Raw genomic sequence first — 25122 nt, 5'->3', positions numbered from 1 at the left:
GCCATTCGGCGTCCTTCTCACTCAGTGTGTTGCGGTGGTTTTCGTCTCGTGGGGTTGCCCGCCGCGGGCGCGGCAGTCCCCGAAGCTCGCTCGGAGCCGGTTCAGCAGGTCATTGAGCTGGGCGACGTCCTCGTCGCTCCAGTCGTGCAGGTGAGCGGCCAGCGACTCGATCGTGTGTGCCGAGAGGTCCGTCAGGAACCGCTCACCTCGGTCACTGATCCGCAGCAGCCTGGAGCGGCCGTCCTGCGGGTCAGGGTGGCGTTCGATCCAGCCGCGGTCGGCGACGTGGGCGACGTGTCGGCTGGTCACCGACATGTCGATCGCCATCAGCTCGGCCAGTTGGCTGGTGCGCATCTCCCCGTGTTTGTTCAGGAGCATCAGTACGGCCGCCGACGCGGGCGGACACTCCGGGGGAAGACCACGTGCCATCTCTCGTTTGACGGCGCCTATGGCGCTGATCTGCCGGGCCAGCTCCTCGTACTGACTGCGTTCGGCCATCTGCACCCCATGAACTTGTTGCTTAAGGCAACCATACGGGTGGTTGGTTGCTGTAGGCAAGTTGATTCCGGGCAAGCCAGGCAAACAATCGACCAAGTCCGGGTGTGCGACCCTTCAAGCACGGACCGCGAGCCAGGAAAACCCCAGGTGGGCGCAGGACGGCACGGCGGCAGCGGCCCGGGTTCGGGATGTGAGGGACCGCACACCGGCGGCCCGGGACGCGCTGTGCCATCCGGGCGACGGTTCGCTAGGGTCCTGGGACATGGCTCACAACCCGCACGCGCCCCAGGGTCCGGACGCACAGGGACACCCCGACCCGGCAGGCAGTACCCAGATGTTCCGCGCCTTCGTCGACGAGGGCGGCCCCCAGCAGAGCAGGCGACCCGCACCGGCACCGGCCCCCGCAGGGCCGCGCGTCGGCGTGATCGTCGGCATCGTGGCAGCCGTCGTCGTCCTCGGCGCCGTCGCCTGGCTGGCCTTCTCCTGACAGCTCCCCGGGCGGCGTGCACGCCGCGTCACGCCACCTCGCGCGGTGTGCGCGACGTCATCGGGCCGCCCGGCCCACCCCTTCCCTCCTCCGGCCAAGGAGCTCACCCCTCGCACCGGCCGGGGATTCACCCCTCCGCCGGCCGGAGAGGCTCACTTCTCCTTCCAGTCGGAGAGCTTCGCCTCGCGGGTCTCGACGTGCATGCCCAGCGGCACCCGCCAGGAGTCCACGCACACCTTCCAGGTCTTCTCCTTCTTCTCCCCGGCGCCGATCGGCACGGGGAGCGCGTGCGTGCTCTCGCGCGTGGCCCAGTCCACGCCGAGACCGCCGATGATGTGAGTGGAGAAAGTGATCCTGCCGCCCGTGACCGGGCGGCCACCGGTGTTGGCGAGACGGACGGTCACCTTCTCGCACCACCGCTTGTCCGCCTTCGCCCGCTGCGGCTCGCTCGCGGTGAGAACCGCGGGACCGTCGTGCTCCGCGTCCGACCCGCCCGGGCCCGCTCCGCCCGAGCCACCGGGGGAGGGGCCGCCTCCGCCGCCCGTCCCCGACCCGGAGCCGGCCGGCGCGTCGCCGGAGCCTGACGAGGGGGAGCCGGACGGCCGTCCTCCGCCGTTCCCCCCGTCCGGCGCGCCGTCGCCCCCGGTGCCGCCGTCCCCGTCGCCCTCCCGGCCTTCTCCGGCGCCCGCGGAGCCGTCCTTCCGGCCGTCCCGGCCGCTCCCGCCGTCTCCGTCGCCGCGCCGGGCGCCGCTGCCGTCCTCGTCCGCGCCGTCTTCTCCGCCCTCGCCGGGGAGCGGCACCATCCGCACCTCGCCGCCCCCCTCTCCCCCGTCGGATCCGTCCCCGCTCCGGCCGGAGGGGGCGCCGGCACCGACCGCCACGTACCCCTCGTCCCCGCTGCCGCCGCACCCGCCGAGCAGGGGCGCGCCCAGACAGACGAGAGCCGCCGAGGCGGCTATCCGACCACCTCGGCGGCTCCGAGTCCTGCCGCCGCTCTTCCGCCGTCCCTGACTTCCGCGGGCGGCCTGGCTCTTGTGGCTTCGCTGGCTCCTGTGCCCTCGCATGGCGCCAGTGTCACTGACGGGTCGTCAGAAGTGAAGTCTCCGTCTGCCCGTATCCGTTCGCACGCCGGTACGTGTGCGCATGCTCGGCTCCTTGTCTTCGCTCGGCTCCGTATGCCTGCTCGTCTGTGTGTCCCCCGCCGCACTCGGCCCCCCGATCGCCTCGACGATGTCAGTCTTCCGCGATCAGCCCTTCGCGCAGCTGAGCGAGTGTGCGGGTCAGCAGCCTGGAGACGTGCATCTGGGAGATGCCGACCTCCTCACCGATCTGGGACTGCGTCATGTTCGCGAAGAACCGCAGCATGATGATCTGGCGCTCGCGCGGGGGCAGTTTGGCCAGCAGCGGCTTGAGGGACTCGCGGTACTCCACGCCCTCCAGCGCCGTGTCCTCGTAGCCGAGCCGGTCCGCCAGCGAGCCCTCGCCGCCGTCCTCCTCCAGCGCGGGGGAGTCGAGCGAGGAGGCGGTGTAGGCGTTGCCGACGGCCAGCCCGTCGACCACGTCCTCCTCCGAGACGCCCAGGCAGGTGGCCAGCTCCGTGACGGTCGGGGAGCGGTCGAGGGTCTGCGACAGCTCGTCGCTCGCCTTCGTCAGCGCCAGCCGCAGCTCCTGGAGGCGGCGCGGCACCCGCACCGACCACGAGGTGTCGCGGAAGAAGCGCTTGATCTCCCCGACGACGGTCGGCATCGCGAACGTCGGGAACTCCACGCCGCGTTCGCAGTCGAACCGGTCGATCGCCTTGATCAGCCCGATGGTGCCGACCTGGACGATGTCCTCCATCGGCTCGTTGCGGCTGCGGAAGCGCGCCGCCGCGTACCGCACTAGCGGCAGGTTGAGCTCGATGAGGGTGTCCCGCACGTACATCCGCTCGGCGGTCGGATCCGTACCCGGGGACTCGGCCGCCGCCTTGTCGAGCGCGGCCAGGCGCAGGAAGAGCGAGCGGGAGAGCGTGCGCGTGTCGAGCCCTTCGCCGGACGCCGCGGCGACGCCCGCCAGCTCACCGGCCGCCGTGCCCGCGCTGTCCGGCCCGTCGGGGCCTTCCGCCCTTTCCGCGCCGCCGGCCAGGTCGCTCGTCAGGTCTGCTGCCAGGTCGGCACCATCCGGCAGCCCTGCGCCCTCTGCCAGTTCGGCGCCCGGCTCTGTGACGGGCTCGTCGACGAGGGCGTGAGGGAGGACGTACCCCCTCGGCCCGTCAGGTGCCCCCGGGGCCGGGGACGTGTTCTCGGTGAGCACCTTCGAGCTGCCCAGTTCTACGGACATGCCACCCCCTTGAGGTCGCGGACGGGTCGCTGCGGCGCCCTCGGCTCAAGGAGGCACCTCCCCCTCCATACCGGGACTGCCGCCGCGGCAAACGCAGCTCTTGCAGAATGTCACAAGTAGGCAACGCGACGTAGCCTCATGTCGATAAAACTGCACAGCTGGGAGCGGTGGGGCAGAAGTTGAGGTCGCTCGATCCGGTTACGCGTCGATTCGATTTGCGGCCCGCAGCCGGGCGAAGCTGCGCGAGAGCAGCCGCGAGACGTGCATCTGCGAGACGCCCAGCTCGGCGCTGATCTGCGACTGCGTCAGGTTCCGGTAATACCGCAACAGCAGGATCCGCTGCTCGCGTTCGGGCAGTTGTACGAGCAGGTGGCGGACGAGATCGCGGTGTTCGACACCGTCGAGCTCCGGGTCCTCGTAGCCGAGCCGGTCCAGCAGCCCCGGCATCCCGTCCTCACGCTCCTGAGCGGCCTCCAAAGAGGTGGCCCGGTACGCCCGCCCGGCCTCGATGCAGGCGAGCACCTCCTCCTCGGAGATCTTCAGCCGCTCGGCGATCTCCGCGGTGGTGGGCGACCGCCCGTGCAGCGTCGTCAGATCCTCCGTGGCGCCGCTGACCTGCACCCACATCTCGTGCAGCCGCCGCGGCACGTGCACGGTGCGGACGTTGTCGCGGAAGTAGCGGCGGATCTCGCCCACGATCGTCGGCATCGCGAACGTGGGGAACTGCACCCCGCGGCCGGCGTCGAACCGGTCGATCGCGTTGATCAACCCGATCGTGCCGACCTGGACGACGTCCTCCATCGGCTCGTTGCGGCTGCGGAAGCGCGCCGCGACGTACCGGACGAGCGGCAGATTGGCCTCGATCAGCGCAGCCCTGATGCGCTCGTGCTCGGCCGTACCCGACTCATGCCCGGACAGCTGTTCGAAGAGGGACTGCGTCAGCGCCCGGGTCCGCGCGGCCCGCTCCCGCTGCGCCTCGGCGGGCGTGCGCGGCGTCTCGGAAGGGGCGTCCGAGGAAGTGTCCGAGGGGGCCTCGGAAGAGGTGGCGGCCGTCGAGGTGGCGACTGCCGAAGGGGTGGACGGAGATGCGGCGGCGGGCGCGGATGCGGCCGCCGGGGAGGCCGCGGACGGGACGGCGGCGGTCACCGGGGGCGCGTCGGACGCCGTTTCGGCATCGCCGGAGGGAGTCTGGGTGGGCGTCCGGGTCCCGTCCACTCAGCCACCACCCCTTTACGGTACAGATCGGTGCAGATCTGTCGTGATCGATCGCGTGTGCTCGGTCGCGTTTCGTCCGGCAAAAAGCGGTCATAGCATCACAAGACAGGTGCACTGTGCGCAAGCACCGGATCACTCCGTGTTGCTGTCCCGTCGCGCGTGCGGACGCTCGGGACGGGTGCCGGAGAGGAGGGCGCCGGAGGGGTTCCGAGGGGCTTTCAGGGGCTCTCAGTTCACGAGCGAGGTCATGAACCGGCCGACACCCTGCGCGGCACTGGAGATACCTTCGAAACCTATCTGGACCAGATCGGCGGCGCGTTCGGGGGACGTGATGATCGTGTACAGCACGAAGACGACCAGAAGGTAGCCCACGAGCTTCTTCGCCTGCGCCATCGCGCTGTCCCTCCCCCGGGTGCTCTCATCGACACCCTGCGCCCCTGCGTGTCCTGTCGTTTGCACGCCTGTGCGCTGGTACGTCTGTTCCGCGAACGCCCGTGCGCCGTATGGCTGTGCGGGCGCGAGTGTAGCGGGAAGCACGGTGGACACAGAGGCGTGCGCGACGGGTGAGCGGTTCCCCGCGGCCGGAAGGGGGCGAGAGAGCCCTCCCCCTGGGGGCGCTTCCCGGCCGGAGACGGGGGCGCTCCGGCCGGGAGGTACTCGACGGAGGCTGTGGGGGGACTCCTGCCGGGAGGTACTCGGCCGGCGGCCGGTGGGGCGGGCGGCGGGGGAATGCCCTCGCGAGTCACCATCCGCCCGCAGGCAGGCCGCACACCGAGGGCAGTGGCGCCCCCTTGCCGGAGCAAGACCGCGGAAGAGCCCTACGGCAGCAGGACCGTCTTGCCGCGGGCGCCGCCGGCCCGGTTGCGGGCGACTGCGCCGGGGGCCTCGTCCAGCGGGACCTCCGCCTCGATCGGGACGGCCACCCGGCCGCTGTCGATCTCCCTCACCAGCCCCTCCAGCAGTTCCGCGGAAGGGTCGAGGTGGAAGTTGATGCCCTCGATACCGCGCCCGTGCAGCGCGTCGAGCGACGCCGCGTCCACGGTGGAGACCGCCACGCCCCCGTCCCGTACGAGCCTGGCGTGCGCCGCGAAGTCCTCCCGGGCGAGGGAGGTGAGATCCACCAGCGCGTCCACACCCGCCGGATACTCCTCCCGCACCGCCTCCTCCAGCGGACGCTCCCTGACGTCGACGGTCAGCGCCGCGCCGAAGGACGCCATACGGGCCTGGTCGTGCCCGTGCGTGGCGGCGGCCACGCGCAGCCCTTCGGCCGCGGCGAGCTGGGTGAGGAACGTGCCGACGCCGCCCGCCGCGCCGATGATCAGCAGGGACCGGTACGAACGCAGCGCCGCCGAGCCCATGATCCCCAGCGCCGCCATGCCCGCCGTGGGCGCACCCGCGGCCGCGGTCAGCGGCAGTGTCAGGGGCGCGGGCGCCACGCTGCCCGTCTCGTTCACGACGACGTACTCGGCGTACGTGCCCCGCCCCACGGGCTCGCTCACCACGTGTCCGAACACCTGCTCGCCCGTCACGAACCGGTGCGCCTGAGGGCCGCTCGCCTCGACGACCCCCGCGAAGTCCACCCCCATCACCAGCGGGAAGTCGTACGGCACCACGTCCTCGAGCATGCCGTCTGCGATCTTCCAGTCCAGCGGGTTGAGGCCGGCTGCCGCGATCCGCACCAGGACCTCGCCCTCGCCCGGTTCCGGCCGCCGCGCCTGAAGAACCTCGGGCCGCCCGTTCCGCTCCCGCACACCGACAGCACGCATCCGCCCGCGCCTCCCTGCTCCCCCCTGGGACCAGCGGTCGCCCTCTCAACGTACGACAGGCGGCCCCGCCTCGCAGTCCGCACGGGCGGGGCCTCGCGGCGCGCCGGAAGCATCCGTCCGTGCGGGCCGTCTGCCCGGCCGTCCGCACCGCCGTCTGCCCGGCCGTCTGTCCGGTCAGCGACGGTGCGGGACGGTCACTCCCTCTCCGCCTGGCCGTTCTCGGTGGTCACCTGCACCGAGAGGTTGTTGTTGATCGTGTAGTACGGCTTCACCGAGTGGATCGCACCGTCACGGTCGCTCACGCGCCGCGAGGGATAGGTGAAGATGCGCTTCTTGTCGGGGATGTCGTCGAGGATCCGGGCGAGACGGACAGGCTCCTCGTACGCGGAAGGGCGCAGCCACAGGTCCCAGGCCTGGTGTCCGGGCAGCAGGGAAGCGAAGGGCAGTTCGACGGTGAAGTCGCGGGCCGAGTGGCGTGCGTCGGCGTCTTCGGGGGTCCTCTCCGGTCCCTCGGGGGCCCTCTCCGGACCAAAATCCCCCTCGCTGTCCGGCCGCACCGCTACGCGCACGGGTGACGCCGCGGTGTCGCGAGGGAGCGCCTCCAGGCACGCGGTGGCCGAGAGCCGTGCACCGTGGAGCCTCCCTCGCAGCACCATGGCGCCGTCCTCCACGCGCAGCGTCCCTGCCTCCGCGTGGGGCCTGCGCAGCCACGCACGGACGGCGAGATTGCCGTTCTTGGTCGTGTAGGGGATCCGGACGCCGAGCCACGCGTGCGCGTCGGAGGGCGAGCCGCCGCTGACGAGGGAACGCAGGTCGTGCACTCCGGGGAGCAGCCGCTGCGGCTCCTCGTCGGCCAAGGAGAGGTAGGCGTCCCAGCGGCCCTCGGGCAGTTGCGTGGTGCTGGGCAGGATGGCGCGCAGCCTGCCGTCCGCCGCAACGGGGGTCAGCGGCAGCCGCAAGGAGGCGTCCGGTCCGTGATGGTGGCGCAGGCGCAGGAGTACGGCCGCCGACTCCGGCACCTGCGAGGCCGCGATCTCCCTGGCGTCCTTGTCGAAGAGCCGCACCGTGAAGGTGAGTCCCACGGTGCTGTCTGCCATGCAGTCGACGCGCGGGTGGTGGACGTCGGGTGCGGGGATCTCCGGTGCGGGGGCCTCGGGTACGGAGACCTCGGATACGGGGACCTCCCGTGCCGGGGCCCCGGGTACGGAGACCTCGGGTACGGAGGGAGAGGCGACGTCCGGCGGCGGGTCTGCCACCGCTACGCCCCTCGGGGCCACGCCCCGAGGCGAGGCGGCGCGGGGAGAGGTGTCGAAGAGGGCCAGAATCATGTCCGTGCTCCTTCCAGGGCGTACTTCACTCCCAGCCGTGCCGCTTCCCTGGCGGCGTACGCGCCGCCGAGGAGAGTGCCGCGGGCCCGGTGCAGCGTGCCGGCCCGCCGGTTGACCAGCGAGGTCATCAGTTCCTCGTACCGGGCGGCCACCTGCGCGGGATCGAACCGTGCCGACGCGCTGAGCGCCGCCTTGCCCATCCTCGTGCGGAGCCCTTCGTCGTTGATGAGACGGAGCAGCCCACCGGCGATCGCCCGCACGTCGCCCGTCGGGACGAGGAGCCCGTCAGCACCGTCGCGGATGATCTCTTTGGGGCCGTGCGGGCAGTCGGTGGCCACGACCGGAAGACCGCACCGCATCGCCTCGACGATGGTCATGCCGAACGATTCGAGGCTCGAGGTGACCGCGCAGATCGAGCCCTTCACCCATTCGGCCTCGATGGGGTTGGCCGAGCCCATCAGGTAGACGTGGTTGTAGAGGCCGAGTTCGTCGATGAGCTTCCGCAGCTTGTCCGCCTCGCGGCCGTGACCGTAGATGCGCAGGCCCCAGTCCGGGCGCTCGCGGACGACCTCGCCGAAGGCGCGTATGAGCACGTCGTACCGCTTGGCCGGGGCGAGCCGGCCCGCGGCGACGACCCACTTCCTGCTGCCGTCCGCGGGAGCGACGTCCGGCTCCGGCACGCTGTTGGGCAGCGACTGGACGCGCACGCCGGGCAGCCGCAGGGTGCTGCGGTAGTCGCGGGCGTCGGCCTCGGTCACCGTCGTGACCGCGTCCAGCCGAGGGTAGGTGCGGCGCAGCAGGCGCTTCATCCGCGCGGAGTGCGTGGCGAGCGTGAGGTGCTCCTGCCCCAGGCGCACGGGGCCGCGCCGCGTCTGCCGGGCCACGTGCACGTTGAGCCCGGGCCGTGTTCCGACCACGACGTCCGCCTCGGTGCTGCTCAGATACTCACCGATCTTGCGGTCCGTCAGCGCGCTGTGCTGCTTGTACTGGCCGTCGGCTGCGGGGAACACCCGGGCGGGGCGGGCGTGCTCGGGGTCATCGCCGTCGAAGGTGGGTCTGTGCCGGCGCATGTCGACCAGTGACGAGAGCCGTACGCCGTTGTCCGGCTCGAAGAACGGCCTGTCCCGGTAGCGGAAGACCGAGACGACCTCCACCTCGTGCTGCTCGGCGAGTGCCTGCGCCAGGTTGAAGGTGGTGCGGACCGTTCCTCCCATGCCGTACGCGCTGAAGATCAAGAAGGAGATGTGCATCGTTCCTCGTACCCCTAGAAGTGGATGACGCCCGGCCACTCGCTGCATGTCTTCCACAGCAGCGGTGCGGCGATGACCGCGCGGCGCCGGAAAAATCCGGGTAGCGCCCCGAACCGCCTCACTGGAGGGCCAGTTCGGGGGTGGTGTTCCAGTACGAGACGGTGGAGTCGTCGCTCAGCGCGAGGCCGGCTCCCGCGGGTGCGTCGACGGTGGCGGTGGCGCCGGTGCCGTTCTGGTCGCGGTCGGCGAGTTCGACGGTGAGCCGCTTCTCTCGGTGCACGTGGGCGCCGTCGCCCTCCTCCAGGCTGAGGGCGGCGTAGGCGGAGGTGCCCGGCTCCAGGGAGACCACGGCCTGCGGCCGGCCGCCGCCGGCCTTGATCGGGGCCTGGGCGTCGGGGTAGCCGACGAAGGGGTAGCCGTACAGGTCGCAGCGCTCTTCGCCCCTGTTCGTGGCCTTGAGCAGGATGACCGGCGCGGAGCCGCCGGTCGGCTGGAGCCCGACCCGCACCGAGCCGACCTCGCACGCCGACCGCTTCACGCCCCCCGCGTCCGCCTTCGCGCCCCCGGCCCCGGCCCCGGCCTTGGCCCTCAGGTCCGCGTCGCCGTCGCCGCCGTTCCCGCTTCCGTTCCCGTCGTCCGGGCTGCCCTCACCCGCGGAGCCGGAACCGTCCGAGCCGGAGTCCTGCGCCTGCGAGTCCTTCGCGCCCGAGTCCTCGGCCACCGACGAGGAGGACGACGAGCCGGCGTCGTCGTCCTTGCCGCCCCCGTCCTGGCAGGCGGTCAGCGAGAACGCGGCGGCGGCGGCGACGGCGACGAGGCCGGCGGATCGGAAGGTACAGCGAGTACGAGCGGTCTTCACGAGTTCCCCCACAGGTGTCGGATGCGGCACGGCCGCCCACTTCCGCGGGGCACCCCGGCCGGGTTTCGCTTGTCGGTACATTCACTGTGATGACGGCCCGGCGGGGATTGTTCACGGGATTCTGTCCGCGGCGTGTAACAGCCCGGTGCGGGGGCGCACGGCGGCCCGCCCCGGCACGCGCTCACCTGTCGCGTCCGTGGAGGGGCAGGAGCGCGGGAGGAACGTGGAATGACCGCGAGACCGGGGGAGTTGGTCACAGCATGACTCAAGGACCCGCACCACGAGCCCTGTCCGACGCGGCACTCTCCGACCTACTCGCCAAGCAGCAGTTCGGAACCCTCGCCACTGTCAAAAAAAGTGGTCATCCTCACCTGACCACCATGCTCTACAGCTGGGATCCCCGAGCCCGCATCGTGCGGCTGTCCACCACGGCCGACCGCGTCAAGGTCCAGCACGTGCGGCGCAACCCTCGCGCGGCGCTGCACGTGCAGGGTGGCGACGTCTGGTCGTTCGCCGTCGCCGAAGGTGTCGCGGAGGTTTCCGAGCTCACCACGATTCCCGGCGACGCGGTCGGGCGGGAGTTGCTGACGGTCGTCCCCGCCCAACCGGAGGACGAGGACGCGTTTCTCGAGCAACTGGTCGCCGAGCGCAGGATCGTCATCCGGCTGCGGGTGGAGCACCTGTACGGGACGGCCTTGGATGTCAACGGCTAGTCGCGACCGTGCTGGTCCGCGCCGGTGCGCCGGGCAGTAGGGGGTTGACGGGACAGGTTGACGGGGTCGGGGTCGTCGACGGGGTCGGGAGTGTTGACGGGGCCGTTGAGGGGCTCGGGGTCGTGTGAGTTGACCAGACGTACCGACCCCTCGTCGGCAAGCTCCGCCAGCAGCCGTTGCGTGTAAAGCCTGGCGGTTTCGTCGTGCTGCGTGGAGGCGGCGAACGCTTCGACGGCGGGCGGTGCCGCGCGGGTGAGCTGTGCGTGATGGTGGACCGCGTCGCCGACGTGCAGGAGATCCTGACCCCCGAGGGCGTCGTCGACGAGCACGCCGGCGTGCCCCGGCGAGTGGCCGGACAGCGCGACCAGACGGATCGAGGCGGGGACGTCGTCGAGTGTCCAGGTGGCCCGCCCCCGCCAACCAGCCGCCGGCACGGGCGCGGGAGCCCACACCACGCCATGCGCCCACTGCGCGGGCATGACACGCCCCTCGCCTTCCTCCACGGCTGACCGGCACGCGCTCGTGGCGTGCACCCGGGCCGAGGGGAAGTCGGAGAGACCCCCGACGTGGTCGCGGTGGTGGTGGGTCAGGATCACGTCCGAGACGTCTCCTGGATCGAAACCCAGCGAGACGACACGGGCCAACAGCGTTTCGCCGGGATCGAGAGCCGGGCCGACCTGCGCGATCCAGTCCTTTCCCAGGCGAAGCCCGGGGGACTCGATGTCTCCCCGCCCAATCCCGGTGTCGACGGCGACGAGCCGGTCCCCCAACTCGATCAGGAGGCATCGGCAGACGAAGTGGGGTACCCCGAAGACGGCTTCCCCGCCGGGGACGTCGAGGGTCCCGCAGTTGAGTTCGTGGATTCGCACGCGGTGGACGCTAGGAGTTCGCGCCGACACGAAGTCAAGGACCATGGACCCATGCCCACTCAGCTACTGGCAATCGGCGAGGCCGCTGCACGTCTCGGGGTCTCCACGCACCTCCTCCGGCACTGGGAGGCCGAGGGGGTGATCACTCCACTTCGCACCGCAGGAGATGCCCGACGCTACGATCCGGAACTGCTGGACGCGCTCTCGATCGCAGTCAAGTGCCGGCAGGCCGGCATGTCGCTGAGCGTGATCGCCCAGCTGCTGAACGGCCGGCGACAAGACCGCAGACACCTCATCGCGGAGCAACGCGACGCGATCGACCGGCAACGCGCCCGGCTCGAACGGACCGCGACCTTCCTCGATCACGTCCTGGACTGTTCCCACCCCGTGGTCCGCGAGTGCCCAGCTTGTCGCGACTTCGCGTCCTCAACGGCATGACCCAGAGCATCGGCCGCCACCGGGGCACACGACGTGGGCCCCGACCGTCACCGGTCGGGGCCCACGTTCATCCTGCTCAAGAGCGGTAGCGGTGGGATTTGAACCCACGGAGGAGTTGCCCCCTCACTCGCTTTCGAGGTCTGTTCGGGGCGGTGAGGGGGTGTACGGGGTCGTTCAGGGCCGTTCGCTGGTGCTGGTCAGGAGGGGTGTTGGATTGGTGCCGGATGCCGATGAACGAGCCTGGACGGGAGTGAATGAGACGGAAATTGAGACGGGGACGGTTGGCGTCGGTGCAGCTCAGCCGAAGGATTCGGCGGGGAGCCGAGGACCGCTGCCGTCGTCATCGTCGCCCTCTCGGGCGTCGCACGTGATCTCGGCGCGCTCGTAGTCCGGCATCCTCGCGCCCCTGCTGTCGGCGACCCGCAGACAGTTGCTCAAGGCTGCAGCCGCCGCCTTGAAGGCTTTCGTCTGTTCGTCGTCCTCGCCTTCAGCTCCCGCTTTGTCGATGACCTGCACGGCCCGCTTGAGGGCATCGTCGCCGTCCTCCAACTGGGCCTCCTCGACCTCGTCGGCGTACATGGCCATCACGGAGTCAGCGTCACCGTTGAGGTAGCAGGGGTTCCCACTGTCCGACGTCCATGGCAGAAGCCGGAGCTCGGGTGAGGGCATGGGGGTCTTGGCTCGGTCGTAGATCAACATACTGGGCCCTCCCAGCCCGCTACGGTGCGCAGGACGACCAGCGTCGTCCTGGGTGTGATGGTCAGGATGTCGCCAGTTGTGAACGCGACGAGCTTCGCTCCGCCCGTGAGGTGACGGATGTCGGCCACGGCCATCGGCTGACCACCGACCTGGATCACGTCGCCTCGGCGGAGCGCTCCGCCGTCGGCGGTGATGGCTACCTGTCGCTCACTGCGCGCCATTCGCTGCCCTTTTCTTTGGCGGGAAGCTGGGCTGCTGCGCGTGGCACGCGCACTCGCAGGGCTCGAAGAACACGCCTCTGTTTGGTGTCGGCTGCGTGGGGTTCCCGTGGCGGCATTCGAGATGCCGGCCGAGCCCGCACGCGGGAGAGCGGTAGCTCATCAACACTCACCGCCGAGCGGACGACCGGCGGCCTGCTTCACACGTGCCTCGTACGCCAGGAAGTACGGACGCACGAGTGTGCCGTCGTTGAGGGCGGGGGCGGCCGGTGGCTGCCAGCGGATTGGTGGGGACCAGATGGGCGGCGCCAAGGACACCTTGAATCTGTCTTTCTGCCGGGACTGTTCCGCTGGGCAGATGAGCCACCGCAGGAACCTGCCGAACATCTCGCGTAGGTGGTTGCGCATGGTTGCAGCTCCCTATGGCTGCGGGTCCGCTCACTGCGCGGGAGGCGCAGGGGGACCCTCGTTGAAGACGAGGGCCCACGCGACGGCGGTTTGGCCGTCGGTGTGGAGCCCGAACTGGTCGCCTTGCTCCAGCGCAGCCAGCAGTGCCAGCCAGGCCGCCGGTGTCGGCGAGTTGGGTGGCGTCACCTCGACTCGGACGCACTCGCGCCCCTGCTTGAGGTGCGGTTTCAGGCCGAGGGCGGAGAGTCGCGCTGCGATCGAACGCGCTCGAACGATGGATTGAGGCATGACGATCCTCCGCCACGAGTCGGTCACGTGGAGTAAAGCTAGTTAACTAGGTTAGAGCTAGTGGACTAGATTTTCCACATGCCTGAGCAGCCGCCCTATCTCCGCATCGCCGACCTGTTCCGGCAGCGCATCGCTGACGGCGACTGGACACCTGGCGACCGGCTCCCTTCCCGCGCCGCCCTGAGCGCCGAGTACGGCGTGGGCGACAACGTCATTCGCAGAGCGCAGGAGCTACTGATTTCCCAAGGCCTGCTGGAGGGCCGCGCGGGCTCGGGCACGTACGTCGCGGAACCGCGTCGGCGCATGCGAATGGTCCGCTCACTCAGTCGTGAGCGGCGGGGCGGCTCACCGTTCCGCGCGGACATGGCCGCACTCGGTCGCAGCGGCACATGGGAGCACCACACGGACGCGAAGGTGCCGGCGCCGCCGGACATCGCGGCCCGGCTCGGGATCGATGAGGGCGACTTGTGCGTGCGGACGCGGTACGAGTTCCTGTCGGACAGCAAGCCGGTCCAGCTGTCGACCAGTTGGGAGCCGTACGCGCTGACGGGCGGCACCATCGTTGTTCTTCCCGAGGGCGGACCGTACGCCGGTCGCGGTGTTGTGGAACGCATGGCTGCGATCGATGTCCAGATCAGCCACGCGGTTGAGCAGCCGGAGCCGGGGCACGCCACGGCCGAAGAAGCGCAGCTACTCGGCCTTCAGCGGGGATCGCTGGTTACACGTATCCGGCGCACGTACTACAAAGATGACGGGCGTCCTGTTGAGACGGCCGACATCATCGTTCCGGCGGCTCATGCGGAGATCGTGTATGAGGTGCAGATCGGTTCTGAGGGGTGAAGCAGGGGCGAAGTCGGAGGCTTACTGACCTTAAGGGCCTCGTAGCTAGACGCCGTACGGCCCCAAGCCCTCCATGGGGCTCATACTCCGAGGGCCGCCAGGCGATCTTTCGGCGCTGTCACGGCACCCCGGTATGAGCTTTGCCGAGCGATAGGTCACCTGCGTTTACACAGCCACCCTGGAGCCCTGCTGTACAGCAGGGCTCCAGCAAAGGCTACGCACGGCTCGGACCTAGGGCATCGATGAGTCTGAAGCTCAGGCGAACCTCAAAGGCAACCTCTTCACCTTTTTCTTAGCTCTCAGGGGGGCATACTGCTGAGCATGACAGGGCGCATGAAGCTTTTGTTGGGCTGCGTAGCCACAGTGTCCGGGGTTGCGTTATTTGCATTGCTTTTCTGGCGGCTTCCGTGGTGGATGGATGGCGCACATTTGCGAGAGAAAGATTTGCAGCCTGGTGACGGCGTTGTTATCACGGGCGTACGGACTGCTCTTGTCGCCCTGGGCACTGCCTTCATTGCTGGGTTGGGGATCTTCTATACGCGTAACACTTTAAAGCACACACGTGAAAGGGATCGCGAGCAAGCAGAGCTAACCAGAGAAGGGCAGGTGACAGATCGTTACGTCGAGGCGATTAAGCTCCTGGCGGACGAGGAGGCCACGAAATGCCTTGGCGGGATTTATGCACTAGAGCGAATCATGAAAGATTCAGAGAAAGACCACTCCACTGTTGTGGAAGTTCTGGCCGCATTCATTCGAGAGCGATCGCCATCGTCCGGGGGATCATCTAATTACACCGAGAGTGATAGGCCAAATGCGGTAGTTCAGGCCGCGCTTAACGTACTCGGCCGTCGTCCCATAAGGGCAGAAAAGAATCGGATTAATCTGCGCAATGTTGATCTGCGTGGCGCCGACCTCTCCGATGGATATTTCGTTGGTTTGGATTTTTCCGAGTCCGATTTACGGGAAGCAGACTACTCGGCATCCCATCTCCACGGCGTGTCCTTTCGAGGAGCCCTTATCGACGGCACCTGTTTCATTGAATCGCTTATGGATGGATGTTTCCTGAACGACGCGAAAGGTTCTAACACAAATTTCGACTCTGCCGATCTGAGTCGAGCGTGGTTCAGTGGATGTGAATTCCATCAGGCTGACTTCTCGGGTGCCGACTTGTGGGCTTCACACTGGACCGATTCATCGATTCATGAGTCAAACTTCGAAAGGAGCGACCTCCGCTTCTCCATGATCATGAATTCCACCATGGGTTCGTCGTTCTTTAGGTCAACTAAGTGGGCCGTTGCGAGAGTCGCTGGTTCGAATTACCCAGATTCCGACTTTCAAGATTCAAACCTTGATTGGGCGATAATTGTTGCTGGCGACCTTAGCGAAACAAGGGGCGTCGAAGCATCCCTGCTCCAAAAGGCAATGATCAGCGCTGACGTAAAGCTCCCAGAAGATCTCTCAAAGGACGCATGCATTCTGCGTCGAATCAAGGCGTACGATGATCTGGCCGGTGTGCCAATCTTGGGAGATGAAAGACAGGTGCCACAATGCTGCATCAGTGACGCGGCCTTGAGCCATGAAACAGGGCTTATGCAGTCTATCCCTAGCGAGGCGGAGCGTGATTCTATGGTAAGAGAAGCTGTAAAAAATTGGCCCATAGGAATCGATATTTCCGTTTCACTCTGAACTCCCTTCACCTTCATCCGCAGGAGTTACCAAAATGTTGCGACAAAGGATTTACCTGTCGTCAGGTAAAGTTGCTGCTTTCGAGGACGGGTTAAAACTTTCCCTCGCTGAAGCGGAGTTTGAGGTGAACGCGAAAATCGCAAGAGCGCGCACGTTGTTCTCCCCGAGCGGGGCGGGGAACGGGGAAACACGTCGGAAACTCGACAAGATTCTGAAAGAGCGCGATCGTGATGCGCGAGACTTCACGGACCCCGGCGTCCGCCCTGGTGATTGGATCCGCTTTGATCTGCCCATGGGGTACGGCACGTCAGGGAAAGATAGCGTCCGACCTGGGGTTCCCGATGACATCGCACTATTTGGAGGGACTCTGGAAGGGGAGATGATTGGAGAGCAACGCCCCTATGGCCTGATGCTCTGCGGGAGTGCATGCCACATGATGGATCGCACTGAATCAGCAGGAAGACTCGGGTCCGGCGTCTCGTGGCTCTACCGCACTATCAGGGAAGCGCACGCTATGGAGGAAGAAGGGATCGAAGGAATTCCTGATCACGCAAGAGACCCTGCAACCAGGCCACGTCGAGTTTATTCGCTAGAGCATATGGCTCAAGATGTATTTCATTGGTTTGAGCGCGATTATCCTCCCCGTCGTCGCACACGCTTCAGCGGCTTCGCTCAAGTATTGCTACACGCGGACGAACCGCGTTGGGTGCGGCGCCTCGTGGTTGCTTCGCCGCTGTGTGTGGATTACGGGAATTTCCGCAACGTGCGTAGCATTCGTAACCTGCTTAAGCGGTCGAGGCCGGAGCTGGCGCGCTGACGGCTGGTTCGTTCCCGACGCCTGTGAGCAGGCGCCACTCACATCGGTTATGAATTCGGCCCTGCTTGGCTCTCTTGCTTCGGCAAGTACCGCATGAACACCACGTCGCCAACCTGCCGGACCTCGGCCAGCGTCATCCGTCGAGTAGTAGCCCACGGATAATCCGCAGGGCCGAGGAAGCGCGGCGCATCCGCCTGGCCGACTACCAACGGGGCAACGACAAGATGGATTTCGTCGGCGAGGTTCTGGGAGAGAAAGGCAGTGTGAACCTGAGTGCCGCCCTCGACCAGCAACCGGCCGATTCCGCGTTCGCCGAGGTCGTCCAGGAGGGCGCCGAAGTCGAGTTCTTCGCCGGTTGAGACAACGTCGGCGAGAGTGCCGAGGCGGGCACGGAGCGCTTCCGCTGCGGCGTCGGTCGTGTATGCGACCTTTTCTCCGCCGTGGTGCCAGAACTTCAAGTCTTCGCTGAGGTCGCCGGACTTGGTCACCGTGACCTTGAGGGGGTAGGCGGGCTTGCCGGCGGCTTCGCGGGCTGCGCGGCGTTCTTCGCTGTTCACCAGGAGGCGCGGGTTGTCGGCGCGCATGGTGCTGGCCCCGATGAGGATGGCGTCGGAGTCGGCGCGGACTTGGTCGACGCGGTCGAAGTCGTCGGGGTTGCTCAGTAGCAGGCGCGTCGAGCTGGTGTCGTCGATGTAGCCGTCTATCGAGGTGGCGACCTTCAGTACGACGTACGGGCGGGGCACTGGCGTCTCCTATGGGGCCTTGCTGTGGTGAGGGCGGCGGGAGGTTACGCCTGTTTGATCACGGCGTCCCTCATAGCGTCCCGGAATTCGTTCACGGTGGTAACCGTATGCCACCGCTCCAGGTCGGTATCGAGGCGTGCAAGCTCGCGGGTAATGCGGCCGGAACCGGTTTCGATGCCGATACGGAGGGCGTCCATACCCGCGCGTCCGGCTTGTTCGGCTTCGCCGGCGCCTGCGAGGGCGACGGCCTGGCGGGCGAGATGGACGCCTCGTTCCCGGTGGTAGTCGGCGGGCAGTGTGGCAAGGGCTTGGCCGAAGCTTTCAGCGGCGTCGTGGAATTGGCCGAGGGTGTTGAGGCTGCGGGCGCGCTGGGCCTCGATGTACGCCGCGTCGAGCCAGATGCCCAGCGGGGATGCCGGGTCCGGGTCCATGGCCTGGCGTAGGTGGTGAGCGTGCTCGTAGGCGCGTTCGCAGGCGTCGGCGTCGCCTTGCAGGGCGTGCGCGTGGGCGCCGTATGTCGCGGCCACGGCCGCGAGTCGGCTGCCGGGGGTGGCGTTCCGTTCGGCGGCCTCGGCTACATCCAGTGCGTCGATTGGCTCGTGCATGTCGCCGGCGAGCTGACTGCTGCGCGCGAGGATGAATGTGGTGAGTTGCGCGTCGCCGGTCAAGTGGGAGATTTCCAGCGCTTCGCGAATCCAATGTTTCGCGGCTCGGAAGTTTCTCGTGTCCTGGTTGAGCCAGGCGGCGAGTTCGGCGTATTTCGCGTTGAGCTGGAGGAGCCTGCTGCGGTCTTCGCCGCGCAATTCCCGTCGTAGCGACTTCATGGCCGCGAGTTGGCGTTCAACGATCGGGATGCCTTTGTAGGGGCCGAACAGCTTGTCGCTGTCGATGAGCGTGCGGTGTGTGGCTTCCAGATGCTCGATCGTCGTCGGGCTCGACAGCGTCCCGGGCGGTGGTGGCGCAGCGGCAGCCACGGCGTCCGAAAGTGAGACTGCCGCCGCCGTAGTGCCCAGGGCGCCGAGCAGCGCGCGGCGCGAGATCGACACGAAGATGATCCTTCCGTCATCGGTTCGGGCGGGGACGGAGATCCCCTCCGATGACGATGCCTCGGGCTCGGACGTGTCCTCCAGAGGGGCAGAGCCGTAGGACACATCGGGGCTCGGATTGGACACATGGACACGGGCCGAGAGGTCACGTGTCTCAGCTTCCTGATTGCGCCGGTACTTCCTTACGAGGGCGCCACCGGCGTCCAGCGCTTGGTCGTACGCGGACACGAGATCGGCTGATGCGGACTGGGCGCCGCGCTCGACTCGGGCCATGTAGCTGGGGCTGTAGTTGATTTGGGAGCCCAGCTTGCCCAGTGAGCGGCCCCGGAGATTGCGCCATTCGCGCATCTCTGCGCCCAACTCGTGCTGCGGTCCGGCCTCCGGTGTCAGCGCTTTGGGCTTCTGTCCCACGCGTCTTCCCCCTTGTGTCCTTTGTGTCCGCTCCATCGAGGCCACATGGACAGTCTTTTGACCGCTCGCCAGCGCCCGTACAACTGATGCAGAAGCAGCACACAGCGTATCGGCGCTGAGTGCTCACCGCAGTGAGGGAGATGGGAGGAGAGGAGGTGAGAGACCTACGAGTCGGCGCGGTCGGACTGTTGCTCTTCGAGGGTCTGGACGCGCTTCGCCAACTCCGAGAGCTGGGCTTTGAGTTCAGCGAACTCCGCCTCGGTGACGGGCGGGGCTACCGGACCACGCGGGGAGTCGGCGTCACGGACGAAGCTTCCGCGTCCGGTGGTGAAGATCCAGCCTTCGTTACGCAGGAGTCCCAGCGACTTTTGAACTGTGGCCGATACGAAGCCGGACTGCTCGGTGAGCTGCCGTACCGAGGGCAGCTTCTGACCGGGCTCAAGCGCACCGCTTTTGATCTGTTCGCGCAGGTCATCGGCTAGTTGCTCGAAAGGGGCCCTGGGGTCGTTCTCGGCTCTGCTCACGCCTTCGAGGGTACCCACGCCTGATACGTCCTAGCACGCTCGCCGATCGAAGCGGCTTGCTTGTTAGTACGTAGTAGTACATGGTGATGCGTGACACCGCCCGGAGGGTCCCATGAAACGGACCCGAAGGAAGCGGCTGCTCATTGAGAACTCAACAGCGTGTCCAAGCCGAGTGATTTTGGTCCGCGACGCCGATGCCGCTTGAGCTGCGGCGTCGCGGGTCATGACCACTCGTCTGTGACGAGAGGTTCGAGGCCGGGGCATCCCTGGCCGGTCCGATTCGAAGGGAGAACGATCATGTTGCTCGCCATTGGTGATGTAGTCCGCGACCGCCAGGACGACGCCCTGGGGACGGTCGCCGGCATGGCCTCCGGGGTCGTGCTGCTCCGGCTGAACGACGCCGTCCGCCCGGTGCCCTCGGCGAACGTCGAGATGGTGGCCCGCGCGGTGAAGCCGCGGACGCCCACGGCGGATGTCGCCAACCTGTGCTTCGTCGCGCTCGGGCTGATCGTCGGTGTCGTCATGGGCACTGCGATCGCTCAGCTCGGCGGCGGAGCGTTCCTGATCTCCTCGGTCACCTTCACATCGACAGTGACCGTCATCGGGGCTCTGAGCGGCCTGATTCTGCGGCCCCGCCGCCTCCGCGTCTGAGCCACCAACACCGCTGACGGTGCGGCCAACCGACCACGTACAAGCCCGCCCCGTCGGACTTCCCACTCCCACCAGGACATAGGAGACCGATCATGTTGGAGCCCTTCATCGTTGGCTGTGAAGTCGCCACCGAGGACGACGCCTTGGAGCTGGCACTCGGTACGCCGCTGGAGCTGTGGCTCGGCGTGGCGGACGAGAGTGCCGAGGAGCGTGCGGCCCGGCTGGCTGCGGCGCGCGACATCCTTGCCGAGGAGCCTGAGCTGTGCGATCGGGCCGAGGCGCTTATCGGCGAGGCCCTGATGCACGTAGTCACGTCGCAGCCCTCGGCTCGCTCGGCCGTCTGCTCCGTCAGTGTGCTGCTGGGTGGTGAGGCGGCTTGAGCACGGCCCTTGCCCCGCCTCGGGTGGGAGGGAGCATGCGGCTCTCCACCATGAGCGTGGGCCAAATCCGTTCTGCTGAGCGGACGCTGTCGGTCGGGACGTGGAGCATCACGTTCGGCGCGGTCCTGTACTCCGTTTTGACGGTCACGCCGCTGGTTCGCGGCGTCACCCCGGACGGGTGGGAGTGGACGGCGCCGGTGCTTCCGGTGGTGGTGGACGCCGCAGTCGTAATCGTCGTACGGCTCGACTCCACTGTGGCTCGCCTCGGCGGATCGGCCGGACGCTGGCCGGGGGTGTTGCGCTGGCTTACCGGTCTTATGACTCTGGCCCTCAATATCGGCGACTCGGCGCTTGCCGGTGACCTGGTGGGCGTGGCTGTTCACGCGGTCGCGCCAACCCTGCTGATCGTCACGGCCGAGGCGGGATTGGCCTACCGGCGCGCGATCACTGCGGCGCTTGAACGCCTTGAGCGTGAACAGCGTGAACAGGCCGACCGCGAACGGGCCGACCGTGATGAACAGGCTCGCTTGGCTCGGGAGGAGCGTGAGCGGGAGAGCGAGGCCGCTGCACGCCGTGAACGGGAGGCTCGCGAGCACGCTGCCCAGTTGGAGCAGCAGCGCGCCCAGCGGGAAGCGGCCGAACGCCGTGAACAGCGCGAGCACGAGGAACGGCTGGCCCGCGTGGAGGCCGAGCGCGCGGAGCGTGAGCGGCGTGAACAGCGGGAGTTCGAATTGGCCCGCGAGGAGCGCGAGCGGGCTGACCGTGAGCGCCACCGTGAACAGCGTGAGCGCAGCAAGCAGCCACCGCCGCGTGAACACCTTGCCCGAGTGAACGGCGCCGTTCATGAACGGGCTGACAGCACCGACCGTGAACGTCTGCCCCAGCCCGATCCGGGGATCAAGCAGCCGTCTCGGAGGGACGGCGCGGCGCCCGCGAAGTTGGGTGAAGAGGAAGCCCTGGAAGCCATCCGCACCGCCGACGTGAACGACACCGTGCGGCAGCTCGCCGAACGTACGGGCTGGTCCGTCGGCTGGGTCAGCGCGCGTATGCGCGAGCTTCAGGGCGTGGCCTGAGAGCCAGTCACAGCACCCCGAATGAGTCCAGGGGCCCGGTCACGAACCGACCAAAGCAGCGGCCGGACCCCTGGTTCCTCCCAACCAGGAAGGAAATGTCAGTGAACCACGAGGATGAGAACGAGCTGTTCCAGCGGCTCGAATCGGAAATGGCCGAGGATAAGGGGGCAGCGCCCGACTCCGCCCAGGAGCCGGAAGATCCTTCGTCCACGGTGTTGGTCGACTCGCCCGGCGGCCCAACCGGGCCGGGGTTCTTCGACCGGGTACGGGACGCGAAGCGGCGGCCCGTCCTCCCGTTGTGGGTGAAGTCGAAGCCGGATTTCGTCGCGTCGGCGGGCTGGCTGGTCGGGTACGCGGGCCACACGGTCGCGTATCACGGCGCCCGTACGCCCTGGTACACGCTGCGGTTGACCGCGCGGGCACCGAGCGGTGCGGCGAAGTTCATCGGTGGCTCGCTGCGCTGGATGGCCGACCGCGAGGGCGATCCGCTGCGTGCGGCAGCCGCCCGCCGCGAGGACGTGGGCGAGTATCTGAAGCTGTCCCGCCAGCGGGATCGGCGCGTGCGCTGGCGCACGGTCGTCGGCATCGTCGCCTCCGTCGTCGGCTTGTCCTCGGCGCTGGCCCTGTATGTGCTGGCCCCGGGCTGGCTGCTGGCCCTCTCCGGTGCGGCGGTCGCCCTGGCGCTGGGGTGGCTGGGGCAGCCGGCCGATGACCCGGTCATCCACCGCGCCGTGGAGCTGCCCAAGCGGCAGAAGCTCACCAGCGACATCGTGCTCCGCGCCCTGGCCGCGCTCAGCATCTCCCAGATCAACCAGACCGTGTCCAAGGGCGGCGACCCGCTGGCCTTCACCGCCCCCATCACTCGCGACGGGCCCGGCTGGCTGGCCGAGGGCGACTTGCCCTACGGCGTGACCGTGGCGGACGTGGTGGACCGCCGCGAACGGCTCGCGTCCGGTCTGCGGCGCCCGCTGGGCTGCGTGTGGCCCGAGCCGGTACCGGACGAACACACCGGCCGCTTGCGGCTGTGGGTGGGGGATCAGGACATGTCCAAGGCCAGGCAACCGGCCTGGCCGCTGGCAAAGTCGGGCAGCGTCGACCTGTTCAAGCCCGTCGCCTGGGGCACCGACCAACGCGGCCGGTGGGTCGAGATCACGCTGATGTTCCTGGCCGGGGTCATCGGCGCCATCCCCCGCATGGGCAAGACGTTCCTGCTGCGGCTGCTGCTGCTCATCGCGGCCCTCGATCCACGCGCCGAGGTGCACAGCTACGACCTGAAAGGCACTGGCGACCTGGACCCGGTCGGCGAAGCCGTCTCCCACCGCCACCGCGCGGGGGATGAGGAAGAGGACATCCTCTACGGCCTGCACACCATGCGCGAGGTGCAGACAGAGCTGCGCCGCAGGGCGAAGGTCATCCGCGAACTTCCCCGCGACATCTGCCCCGAATCGAAGGTCACCTCCGACCTGGCGTCGAAAAGGTCGCTGGGTCTGCATCCCATCGTGATCGGCGTGGACGAGTGCCAGAAGTGGTTCGAGCACGCCAAGCACGGCAAGGAGCTTGAGGAGATCTGCACCGACATCGCCAAGCGCGGTCCGGCGCTCGGGATCGTGCTGCTGCTGGCCACCCAGCGGCCCGACGACGACAGCCTCCCTAAGGGCATCTCCGCGAACGCCTCGGCCCGCTGGTGCCTGAAGGTCATGTCCCACACCGAGAACGACATGGTGCTGGGCACCGGCGCCTACAAACGCGGCGTGCGCGCCACCACCTTCGCGTGGGACGAGAAAGGCATCTCCTACTTCCTCGGCGAAGGGGCGGATGCCCGCGTCGTACGGGCCATCGAGATCGACGCGGTCCTGGCCGAGGCCATCGCGGCACGGGGTCGCACGATGCGCAAGAACGCCGGCCTGCTGTCCGGCTACGCCCTCGGTGAGGAGCCGCAGACCGACCCCGCCGCCTCGTTCGACCTGCTGGCGGACATCCTTGCGGTCATGCCCGCCGAGGAGTCGAAGGCGTGGAACGAGGTCATCACCGCCCGACTCGCCGAACTGCGCCCGGACGCCTATGGCACTTGGGGCGCCGAGCAGTTGACCGCCGCGCTCAAGCCCTACGGCATCCGTACCGGCCAGGTCTGGGGCACGGACGACGGCAAAGGCGCCAACCGGCGCGGCATCAAACGCGCCGACCTCCTCAATATTGTCGCTCACCGTAACGGAAACAGCGACGCCAACTAGCCCCGCACGCCGCTAGACCTAGCGGACACCCCTGCTAGGTCTAGCGGCCCCGCTAGCGCCGTAAACCCCCATATTCCGGGCCACTAGCTTCTAGCGGCCCTACCCCAGCACGCCTGAAACCGGGCTGTGGAGGCATTCATGACCGACATCCTGGCCGCTATACCCGGCCTCATATTCATCACGCTGTGTTACGCGGTGCTGTGTGCGGTCTCCCCGTTCGGGACCTGCCGCAAGTGCCGAGGCTTCGGCTTCCACCTCAAGACCAACCGACGCGGCCAACTCCGGCGCGGCAAGGACTGCCGCCGCTGCGACGGCCACGGCAAACGCATCCGCCTCGGCCGCTGGCTCTACAACCGCGCCGCCCGGCTGCGCGACCAAGGCACCCGCTGACCGTCCGCGATTGGGGAGCAGCACGGGCCGTCCCCGGGTAGGGGGCTCGCCGGGGGCGGCCCGTGCTGCTCGCGGGGCCGCTGGCCGCGCCAGCGTCAAAGATCGCGACGGAATAGCTCCACGATCACCGCCCAAAGGGCGCGAGCGCCCAAAGACACAGCGACGCGCTTCGCAATCTCACGCGCGACCTCTGCCCGCACCTCCGACTTCTTGTCGGCCATTGCATCTCCTCCTCCTTTACCGGGCTTCCCGGGGGCGTTCGCCCTGGGGGAGCCCGGCCCCCAACAGAGAGGGAGACGAAACCAACTTAGCTGCGGCACTGCCGACTTGGTAGATACCGCCGCTCGCACAACCGATCCGAGAAAGGCAATCCAGCCATGACCTTGACCGTCTCCGTCGTACTCGTCCTCGGCATCCTCGTCGCCGTCGCGCTGAAGTTCCGCGCCGTCGGCGTCGGCGCCTTCATCCTCGTCGCGCTCTTCGGCTTCAGCCTCTCCACCACCGACGCCGCACCCACCATCAACCAGCTCATCAGCGCCCTCGGCGACGTCGTCGCCGGAATCGGCAACTGACCGAGAAGGAGAACCCTTTGCGCGCCATATCGCCCCACCCGCAGCGCATCTCACTCATGGCCGCCGGCGAACTGCGCGACGCCTTCACCGCCCTCGAACGCGGTGATCGAGGCACCGCCGTCGCCAGCCTCATGGCCATCGACGCCGACTCCTGGCAGGCCATCGAACAACGGCTGGTCACCCTCGGCGGCAACGTCGCCGACCTGATCCGAGCCCTGGACACATCGGCCGACAGCGCGAAGGAGAACTGAGAGATGCCCGCTGCATCACATGCCGCCTGCACTGAGCTTGTTCCGCTTTGACGGACACCGTCGGTGTGGTGGTCAGGCCGCTGTGGCGGCGGCTTCGTAGTCGGCGGGGGTTCGGTAGCCGAGGCTGCTGTGCAGGCGTTTGAGGTTGTACC

31 protein-coding genes are annotated in these 25122 nt (G+C 68.0%); 13 read left to right on the top strand and 18 right to left on the bottom strand.

Translation table 11 applies throughout. The annotated features are described in order from the left end of the window. Positions 1 to 21: 21 nt before the first annotated feature. Entirely contained in the window at positions 22 to 498 is a 477-nt protein-coding gene (locus tag DQ392_RS17870; protein WP_114016640.1) for a MarR family winged helix-turn-helix transcriptional regulator, read from the bottom strand. 262 nt (positions 499 to 760) lie between these two features. Between DQ392_RS17870 and DQ392_RS17865 the strand changes: the two genes are divergently transcribed. Next, on the top strand, positions 761 to 985 hold the full coding sequence (locus DQ392_RS17865) for a hypothetical protein (RefSeq protein ID WP_114016639.1): 225 nt from the start codon (positions 761 to 763) through the stop codon (positions 983 to 985). A 152-nt stretch (positions 986 to 1137) separates the two neighbouring features. Here the strand turns inward: DQ392_RS17865 and DQ392_RS17860 are convergent, their stop codons facing one another. The 8 genes from DQ392_RS17860 to DQ392_RS17830 all read right to left on the bottom strand — a co-directional run bounded on the left by DQ392_RS17860 (position 1138) and on the right by DQ392_RS17830 (position 9722). Beyond that, positions 1138 to 2049 (bottom strand): hypothetical protein, encoded by a 912-nt coding sequence (locus DQ392_RS17860; RefSeq protein WP_181856478.1) that lies wholly within the window; start codon positions 2047 to 2049, stop codon positions 1138 to 1140. A 169-nt stretch (positions 2050 to 2218) separates the two neighbouring features. Then, a complete protein-coding gene (locus DQ392_RS17855; RefSeq protein ID WP_114016638.1) occupies positions 2219 to 3304 on the bottom strand; it encodes an RNA polymerase sigma factor SigF in 1086 nt (361 codons plus the stop codon). Between the two features lie 198 nt (positions 3305 to 3502). Continuing rightward, positions 3503 to 4519 carry an RNA polymerase sigma factor SigF gene (locus DQ392_RS17850; RefSeq protein ID WP_425470549.1) on the bottom strand — a complete coding sequence of 339 codons (1017 nt, stop codon included), beginning with the start codon at positions 4517 to 4519 and terminating at the stop codon, positions 3503 to 3505. A gap of 228 nt (positions 4520 to 4747) precedes the next feature. Continuing rightward, entirely contained in the window at positions 4748 to 4912 is a 165-nt protein-coding gene (locus DQ392_RS34490) for a hypothetical protein (protein ID WP_181856477.1), read from the bottom strand. A gap of 425 nt (positions 4913 to 5337) precedes the next feature. Then, positions 5338 to 6285, bottom strand: a complete 948-nt coding sequence (locus tag DQ392_RS17845; protein WP_114016637.1) for an NADP-dependent oxidoreductase — start codon at positions 6283 to 6285, stop codon at positions 5338 to 5340. A 194-nt stretch (positions 6286 to 6479) separates the two neighbouring features. Then, the gene (locus tag DQ392_RS17840) at positions 6480 to 7613 is read right to left on the bottom strand and encodes a hypothetical protein (protein ID WP_245981621.1); all 1134 of its coding nucleotides are present in this window, start codon (positions 7611 to 7613) and stop codon (positions 6480 to 6482) included. Beyond that, the gene (locus DQ392_RS17835) at positions 7610 to 8863 is read right to left on the bottom strand and encodes a glycosyltransferase family 4 protein (RefSeq protein ID WP_114016636.1); all 1254 of its coding nucleotides are present in this window, start codon (positions 8861 to 8863) and stop codon (positions 7610 to 7612) included. The genes DQ392_RS17840 and DQ392_RS17835 overlap by 4 nt, the downstream gene beginning before the upstream one ends. 118 nt (positions 8864 to 8981) lie before the next feature. Further along, positions 8982 to 9722, bottom strand: a complete 741-nt coding sequence (locus DQ392_RS17830; protein WP_147266545.1) for a DUF4232 domain-containing protein — start codon at positions 9720 to 9722, stop codon at positions 8982 to 8984. Positions 9723 to 9982: 260 nt separating this feature from the next. On the opposite strand from DQ392_RS17830, the gene DQ392_RS17825 reads away from it, so the two are divergent. Beyond that, positions 9983 to 10435, top strand: coding sequence for a PPOX class F420-dependent oxidoreductase (locus DQ392_RS17825; protein WP_114016634.1), 453 nt, complete (start codon positions 9983 to 9985; stop codon positions 10433 to 10435). On the opposite strand, the gene DQ392_RS17820 is transcribed toward DQ392_RS17825, so the two are convergent. Next, the gene (locus DQ392_RS17820) at positions 10432 to 11304 is read right to left on the bottom strand and encodes an MBL fold metallo-hydrolase (RefSeq protein WP_181856476.1); all 873 of its coding nucleotides are present in this window, start codon (positions 11302 to 11304) and stop codon (positions 10432 to 10434) included. The two genes, DQ392_RS17825 and DQ392_RS17820, sit on opposite strands and share 4 nt — an antisense overlap. A gap of 51 nt (positions 11305 to 11355) precedes the next feature. Between DQ392_RS17820 and DQ392_RS17815 the strand changes: the two genes are divergently transcribed. Next, positions 11356 to 11742 (top strand): MerR family transcriptional regulator, encoded by a 387-nt coding sequence (locus tag DQ392_RS17815; protein WP_114016632.1) that lies wholly within the window; start codon positions 11356 to 11358, stop codon positions 11740 to 11742. Positions 11743 to 12039: 297 nt separating this feature from the next. Here DQ392_RS17815 and DQ392_RS17810 read toward each other — a convergent pair whose 3' ends face one another. The 4 genes from DQ392_RS17810 to DQ392_RS17795 form a co-directional block, all read right to left on the bottom strand. Then, a complete protein-coding gene (locus tag DQ392_RS17810) occupies positions 12040 to 12441 on the bottom strand; it encodes a hypothetical protein (protein WP_181856475.1) in 402 nt (133 codons plus the stop codon). Next, positions 12435 to 12662 (bottom strand): hypothetical protein, encoded by a 228-nt coding sequence (locus DQ392_RS17805; RefSeq protein WP_114016631.1) that lies wholly within the window; start codon positions 12660 to 12662, stop codon positions 12435 to 12437. The genes DQ392_RS17810 and DQ392_RS17805 overlap by 7 nt, the downstream gene beginning before the upstream one ends. 159 nt (positions 12663 to 12821) lie before the next feature. Then, positions 12822 to 13067, bottom strand: a complete 246-nt coding sequence (locus DQ392_RS17800; RefSeq protein WP_114016630.1) for a hypothetical protein — start codon at positions 13065 to 13067, stop codon at positions 12822 to 12824. Between the two features lie 30 nt (positions 13068 to 13097). Continuing rightward, on the bottom strand, positions 13098 to 13355 hold the full coding sequence (locus tag DQ392_RS17795) for a hypothetical protein (RefSeq protein ID WP_114016629.1): 258 nt from the start codon (positions 13353 to 13355) through the stop codon (positions 13098 to 13100). A gap of 78 nt (positions 13356 to 13433) precedes the next feature. On the opposite strand from DQ392_RS17795, the gene DQ392_RS17790 reads away from it, so the two are divergent. From DQ392_RS17790 to DQ392_RS34100, 3 genes are all read left to right on the top strand, one after another. Further along, the gene (locus DQ392_RS17790; RefSeq protein ID WP_114016628.1) at positions 13434 to 14195 is read left to right on the top strand and encodes a GntR family transcriptional regulator; all 762 of its coding nucleotides are present in this window, start codon (positions 13434 to 13436) and stop codon (positions 14193 to 14195) included. 321 nt (positions 14196 to 14516) lie between these two features. Beyond that, complete coding sequence (locus tag DQ392_RS17785; RefSeq protein ID WP_114016627.1) at positions 14517 to 15881, top strand: pentapeptide repeat-containing protein; 1365 nt, start codon at positions 14517 to 14519, stop codon at positions 15879 to 15881. 34 nt (positions 15882 to 15915) lie between these two features. After that, positions 15916 to 16698, top strand: coding sequence for an SAVMC3_10250 family protein (locus DQ392_RS34100; RefSeq protein WP_147266544.1), 783 nt, complete (start codon positions 15916 to 15918; stop codon positions 16696 to 16698). Positions 16699 to 16745: 47 nt separating this feature from the next. On the opposite strand, the gene DQ392_RS17780 is transcribed toward DQ392_RS34100, so the two are convergent. The 3 genes from DQ392_RS17780 to DQ392_RS17770 all read right to left on the bottom strand — a co-directional run bounded on the left by DQ392_RS17780 (position 16746) and on the right by DQ392_RS17770 (position 19422). Beyond that, positions 16746 to 17441: a RibD family protein gene (locus DQ392_RS17780; RefSeq protein ID WP_114016626.1), complete on the bottom strand. Its 696-nt coding sequence runs from the start codon at positions 17439 to 17441 to the stop codon at positions 16746 to 16748. Positions 17442 to 17485: 44 nt separating this feature from the next. Continuing rightward, entirely contained in the window at positions 17486 to 18898 is a 1413-nt protein-coding gene (locus DQ392_RS17775) for a helix-turn-helix domain-containing protein (protein ID WP_181856474.1), read from the bottom strand. Between the two features lie 164 nt (positions 18899 to 19062). Next, positions 19063 to 19422 carry a GntR family transcriptional regulator gene (locus DQ392_RS17770; RefSeq protein WP_245981620.1) on the bottom strand — a complete coding sequence of 120 codons (360 nt, stop codon included), beginning with the start codon at positions 19420 to 19422 and terminating at the stop codon, positions 19063 to 19065. A 297-nt stretch (positions 19423 to 19719) separates the two neighbouring features. On the opposite strand from DQ392_RS17770, the gene DQ392_RS17765 reads away from it, so the two are divergent. The 5 genes from DQ392_RS17765 to DQ392_RS17745 all read left to right on the top strand — a co-directional run bounded on the left by DQ392_RS17765 (position 19720) and on the right by DQ392_RS17745 (position 24147). Next, the gene (locus tag DQ392_RS17765) at positions 19720 to 20073 is read left to right on the top strand and encodes a hypothetical protein (protein ID WP_114016623.1); all 354 of its coding nucleotides are present in this window, start codon (positions 19720 to 19722) and stop codon (positions 20071 to 20073) included. 92 nt (positions 20074 to 20165) lie between these two features. Next, the gene (locus DQ392_RS34485) at positions 20166 to 20453 is read left to right on the top strand and encodes a hypothetical protein (protein ID WP_181856491.1); all 288 of its coding nucleotides are present in this window, start codon (positions 20166 to 20168) and stop codon (positions 20451 to 20453) included. Positions 20454 to 20488: 35 nt separating this feature from the next. Further along, entirely contained in the window at positions 20489 to 21526 is a 1038-nt protein-coding gene (locus DQ392_RS17755; protein WP_342774953.1) for a DUF2637 domain-containing protein, read from the top strand. A 101-nt stretch (positions 21527 to 21627) separates the two neighbouring features. After that, positions 21628 to 23757 carry a cell division protein FtsK gene (locus DQ392_RS17750; RefSeq protein ID WP_114016622.1) on the top strand — a complete coding sequence of 710 codons (2130 nt, stop codon included), beginning with the start codon at positions 21628 to 21630 and terminating at the stop codon, positions 23755 to 23757. 138 nt (positions 23758 to 23895) lie between these two features. Next, positions 23896 to 24147, top strand: a complete 252-nt coding sequence (locus DQ392_RS17745) for a hypothetical protein (protein WP_114016621.1) — start codon at positions 23896 to 23898, stop codon at positions 24145 to 24147. A gap of 95 nt (positions 24148 to 24242) precedes the next feature. On the opposite strand, the gene DQ392_RS35870 is transcribed toward DQ392_RS17745, so the two are convergent. Further along, entirely contained in the window at positions 24243 to 24368 is a 126-nt protein-coding gene (locus tag DQ392_RS35870) for a hypothetical protein (protein WP_281273008.1), read from the bottom strand. A gap of 156 nt (positions 24369 to 24524) precedes the next feature. Between DQ392_RS35870 and DQ392_RS17740 the strand changes: the two genes are divergently transcribed. Together DQ392_RS17740 and DQ392_RS17735 are read left to right on the top strand one after the other, a co-directional pair. After that, on the top strand, positions 24525 to 24719 hold the full coding sequence (locus DQ392_RS17740) for a hypothetical protein (RefSeq protein ID WP_114016620.1): 195 nt from the start codon (positions 24525 to 24527) through the stop codon (positions 24717 to 24719). Positions 24720 to 24736: 17 nt separating this feature from the next. Continuing rightward, positions 24737 to 24970 (top strand): hypothetical protein, encoded by a 234-nt coding sequence (locus DQ392_RS17735; protein ID WP_114016619.1) that lies wholly within the window; start codon positions 24737 to 24739, stop codon positions 24968 to 24970. The last annotated feature ends 152 nt before the right edge of the window (positions 24971 to 25122 follow it).

This window comes from Streptomyces reniochalinae (assembly GCF_003323735.1).
Classification (GTDB): Bacteria; Actinomycetota; Actinomycetes; order Streptomycetales; family Streptomycetaceae; genus Streptomyces; species Streptomyces reniochalinae.
Note: the sequence above shows the minus strand (reverse complement) of the source record. Positions and strands in the feature narration are given on the sequence as shown.